This is a genomic window from Micromonospora sp. CV4 (assembly GCF_003667455.1).
Classification (GTDB): Bacteria; Actinomycetota; Actinomycetes; order Mycobacteriales; family Micromonosporaceae; genus Micromonospora.
Genome location: NZ_RCVI01000103.1, coordinates 1 through 4,500, shown reverse-complemented (window position 1 = coordinate 4,500; position 4,500 = coordinate 1). Strand labels below are relative to the sequence as shown.

General features: G+C 74.2%; 3 protein-coding genes. All 3 read right to left on the bottom strand.

The features are described from left to right. On the bottom strand, positions 1–1,369 hold a 1,369-nt coding region (locus tag EAD98_RS00910), incomplete at its 3' end, for an AAA family ATPase (protein WP_147457303.1). Beyond that, positions 1,369–2,517, bottom strand: a complete 1,149-nt coding sequence (locus EAD98_RS00905; RefSeq protein ID WP_121652201.1) for an exonuclease SbcCD subunit D — start codon at positions 2,515–2,517, stop codon at positions 1,369–1,371. The genes EAD98_RS00905 and EAD98_RS00910, both read right to left, overlap by 1 nt. 15 nt (positions 2,518–2,532) lie before the next feature. Then, on the bottom strand, positions 2,533–4,284 hold the full coding sequence (locus EAD98_RS00900) for an ATP-binding protein (RefSeq protein WP_121652200.1): 1,752 nt from the start codon (positions 4,282–4,284) through the stop codon (positions 2,533–2,535). Positions 4,285–4,500: the final 216 nt, after the last annotated feature.

Sequence of the window (4,500 nt, the reverse complement as noted above, 5' to 3'; positions counted from 1 at the left end):
GGTCGCGTGCCGCCGCGTCCCGCTGCTGCACGACCGCCTGCGCGGCCTTGGTGGCGGCCCGCGCCGCCTTGCCGGCCGCCGTGGCGGCGGCCACCGCCGAGTCGGCCGGCACCGCCGGCACCTCGGCCACCGGCTGCTCACAGACCGGGCAGGCCGTGCCCGGATGCAGGTGCACCCGCAGGCTGACCGCCAGGTCGGTGGCCTTCGCCTCCTCGTGCGCCCGGAACGCCGCCTCCAGCTCGGCCTCGGCCCGCTCGGCGTCGGCGCGGGCGGCCGTCAGCGCCGCCACCGCCTTGGCGTGTTCGTCGTTCGCCGCGGTCACCGTCGCGCGGACCGTCTCGGCCTCGCCGATCAGCCGGTCCCGGTCGTCGTACGCCCGCAGCAACAGCCGCAGCGCGCTCTCGTCCCCGGCGCCGGCCAACTCGCCGCGCAGCTTCTCCTCCCGCTCCTCGGCCAGCGACACTCCCGCGGCCGCCGCCTCCGCGTCGGCCCGCGCCGCCGTCACGGCGAGGGCCACCTCGGCCACCCCGCCCGGCGCGCGCACCCCGGTCAGCACGGTCAGCTCGTCGTCGAGGGCGGTCAGCGCCGCGGCCGCCTCGCGCGCGGTGGCCCGGGCCGCCGCCAGCTCGGGCACGGCGGCGGTCACCGCGGCGGCCAGTTCGACCATCCGGTCGACCCGGGCGTCGGCCCCGGCCAGCGCCTCGTCGTCCACGCCGGTCAGCCCGGCGAGCAGCTGGTCGACCGCGTCCAGGCGGGCCTCCGCCTGCGCCGCGCGTGCCGTCGCCCGCTTCTGCACGTCCTCGTAGACGCCGAGGCCGAGCAGGTTGACCAGGATCTGCTGCCGGGTGGCCGGCTTGGCGTGCAGGAAGTCGGCGAACTGCCCCTGCGGCAGCACCACGCAGCTGGTGAACTGCTCGTACGGCAGCCCCACCGCCTCCAGCACCGCCTGCTCCATCTCGGCGGGGGTGCCGGCCACCACCTCGCCGAGGTCGTCCGGGCTCAGGCCGGTGTCCAGTTTGGTCACGTCGAAGCCGGCTGGCATCAGCTGCAACCCGGCGTTCGCGGTCTTGACGTTGCCCCGGCCGTCGCGGCGCACCACCCGGGTGGCCACGTACCGGGCCCCGCCGGACTCGAACACCAGCCGCACCCGGGCCTCGGTCGCCGACGGCGCGAGCGCGTTCGCCAGCCCCCGGGTGCCGCCCCAGCGGGGCACCGTGCCGTAGAGGGCGAAGCAGATGGCGTCCAGCACGGTGGACTTGCCCGAGCCGGTCGGGCCGATCAGGGCGAAGAAGTCGGCGTCGGTGAAGTCGACGGTGGTGTCGTCCCGGAAGACCGTGAACCCGGCCATGTCCAGCCGCATCGGACGCATCAGTGCTCGACCTCCTCGAAGAGCTCGTCGAAGAGCTCCCGGACGCCCTCGTCGGCGTGCCCCCGGCTGTCCAGGTAGTCGGCGAACAACTCCCGGGGAGAGCGCCCCGAGCGTTGCGCGATGCGGGCGCCGCTGCCCGGCGCGGCGAGCAGCTCCGGGTCGATCCGGATCTCCAGGGCACGGGGGAGCAGCTCCTGGACCTCCTCGCGCAGGCCGGCGCGGGGTTGCTCCCGCACGTACACCCGCAGCCAGGCGTCCGGCGCCTCGATCTCGGCGAGCTGCGCCAGAGTGCCCCGCACGGTGCGCAGCGCGCTCGCCGCGGTCACCGGCACCTCGCGGACCCGGGCGGCGGTGCCGGCGGTCACCTCGACCAGCGTCACCGAGGGGACGTTCTCCTGCTCGCCGAAGTCCACCGCGAGTGGACTGCCGCTGTAGCGCACCGGGCAGGGGCCGATGACCCGCTGCGCCCGGTGCAGGTGGCCCAGCGCCACATAGTGCGCGGTGGCCGGGAAGACGGTCGCCGGCACGGCGTAGCCGAGCACGGTGTGCGCGTCCCGCTCGCCGCCACCGGTGGTCGCGCCGGTCACGGTCAGGTGCGCGGTGACCAGGTGGACCCGGTCCGGCTCGGTGAAGCCCTCGGTGAGTCGACCCAGCACCCGGCCCAGGTGGTCGGCGTACGTCTGGTTGGCCTCGGCGGCGGTCAGCTCGTACATCTCCAGCGCGCGCACCGCGTACCGCTGGGACAGAAACGGCAGCGCGGCCAGCTGCCACCGCTCTCCACCGGCGGTGGTGCCGTCGATCACGTGCTCGTTCGGATTTTCCCGTACCCCGCCGCGCAGCGTGATGCCGGCCGCCTCTGCCCACGGCCGCAGCGCGTCCAGTGCCGGGCCGTTGTCGTGGTTGCCGCCGATCGCGACCACGTCCGCGCCCGTGCGGCGCAGCGCGGTCAGCGCCCGGGTGACCAGGCGGGTCGCCTCGGAGGTGGGCGCGGCCGTGTCGTAGAGGTCGCCGGCGACGATCACCAGATCCGGCTGCTCGGCCACGGCGATGTCGATCACCCCGGCCAGCACCGCCTTGTGTTCCTCGGCCCGGGACTGCCCCTTGAGCACCTTGCCGACGTGCCAGTCCGAGGTGTGCAGGATCTTCATGGCTGTGTCGGCCCCCTAGAACGGGATGTCGTCGTCGGTGCCGCCGCCGGAGCCCACCACGGCGAACGGGTCGGCGGACTGGGTGATCGAGCGCAGCGTCTCCGATGGTGCCCGGCCCGCCTCGGAGACCCGGGTGGCCCAGGCCGGGAACGGGAACTCCAGGCAGAGGGGCACCGGGATGTCGGGCTGGTTGACGAACATCGTGCCCGGCTTGGCCAGCAGCGCCCGTTGACGCTGGGCCGGCGGGAGGAAGCCGTACTCGGGGCGGGACGCTTCGGCCGGGTCGAGCCGGCCGACCACCCGGATCGCCGAGTTGGTGACGATCCGCCGCTCCACCTCGCTCGCCGTCTGCTGGGCGCCGATCAGGATCACGCCGAGCGAGCGGCCCCGCTCGGCGATGTCGAGCAGCACCTCCTTGATGGGGGAGGAGCCCTCGCGGGGCGCGTACTTGTTGAGCTCGTCGAGGACGACGAAGAGCAGCGGCTTGGCGGTGCCGGACTTCTCCTTGCGCTCGAACTCGCTCTTGAGCGTCACACCGACCACGAAGCGCTGGGCGCGGTCCGGAAGGTTGTGCAGGTCGACCACGGTGACCTGCGCCGACTCGCTGGTGTTGATCGAGTGGGGGCGGCGGGTGGCCAGGTCGCCACGGATCAGCCGGGCGAGATCCTTCTTGCTGCCGATCAGCCGCCGGGCGAACGCGTTGACGGTGCCGAGGCCGACCGCGCTGCCGGCCCAGTCGGAGCGGGTCTCGTCGTCGTTGAGCTGGTCGACGATGTGGTCGACCAGGTCGCCGTAGGAGCCGAGGCGGACGCCGTCGATGCTCACCCCGCCGTCGGCGGGCTGCGCGTACCGGGCCAGGTGCGCGGCGACCGAGTGGACCACCATCGTGTACTGCTGGCGCTCGTCGTCGGCGTCGGCGAAGACGTACGGCAGCAGACGGTCGGCGCAGAACTCGCTCAGCGTCCAGTAGAAGGCGTCCACGCCGGTGAGCCGGCTGCTCACGTCCGGAGTGCCGGCCGCGTCGCCGACCCGGGGCGGGGCGTACACCCGCACGTCGGGGAACGCGCCGGCGCTCAGCCCGAGCTTCGCGTACGCCGCCCGGGTGGGCTCGTCGAGGCGGGTGTTGGGGTGGTCGAGGAAGAGCAGGTCCTCGCCCTTGACGTTGAAGATCAGCGCCTTGGCGTTGACCGCGTCGCCGCCCAGCACGCCGGAGCGGAAGACCGAGTAGAGCAGGAAGGTGGCGAAACTGGTCTTGGTGGCCACACCGGAGATGCCGGAGATGGAGACGTGCGCGCCCCGGCTGCCGTCGAGGAAGTCGGCGTTGAGGTAGACCGGCACCCCGTCCCGACCCATCCCCATCGGGATGCGCCGCTCCATCCGGTCGAAGTGCAGCGCCCGGGCGCGGGCGTCGCCCTCGGCCCGGTGCACCACCGCCCCCGGGGTCGGCGGCACGTAGAACTCCGGGTCGACCCGGGTGGTGGTCACCTCGGCCGCCTCCTGCACCTGCGCGGGCAGCGTGCCGTCGGCGATGGCGAACACGTCGGAGTCGAACTGGGCGCCCTCGTGCCGGGCCCGCACCTGGGTGACCACCCCGGCGATCGTCACCGGCTCCCGGTCCGGCAGCTCGCGCCGGGTGACCACCACGTCGTCGAGCTGGAGGTAGCTGCCGGGCGCCACGGCCGTCCAGAACTGCAGGGGGGTGGCGTCGGCGGTGCCCAGCACCCGGCCGACCGGCTCGCCCGGGCTGTCGAGGCCGGCGTCGGTCATCGGGCGACCCGGGTCGGTCGGGCATCACGGTCGGCGCGCATGACGTGCATCCTGCCCGAGGAGTACGACAGGTCGCCACGCGACGCGGCGGACGACACCATCGCCACCCACGGTCGTGCGCCGTGCGTGACCGTCGACGCACCCAGCGTCAGGGGTGTCGCGGGTCGGGGCGGCCGCCCCCGTGCCGGCCGCCCCACCCCCTGTCTCTTCTACCCA

What these genes read in the sequence shown, in the direction of transcription:
- EAD98_RS00905 (WP_121652201.1), bottom strand. Translation starts at nt 2,517, where the DNA reads ATGAAGATCCTGCACACCTCGGACTGGCACGTCGGCAAGGTGCTCAAG.
- EAD98_RS00900 (WP_121652200.1), bottom strand. Translation starts at nt 4,284, where the DNA reads ATGACCGACGCCGGCCTCGACAGCCCGGGCGAGCCGGTCGGCCGGGTG.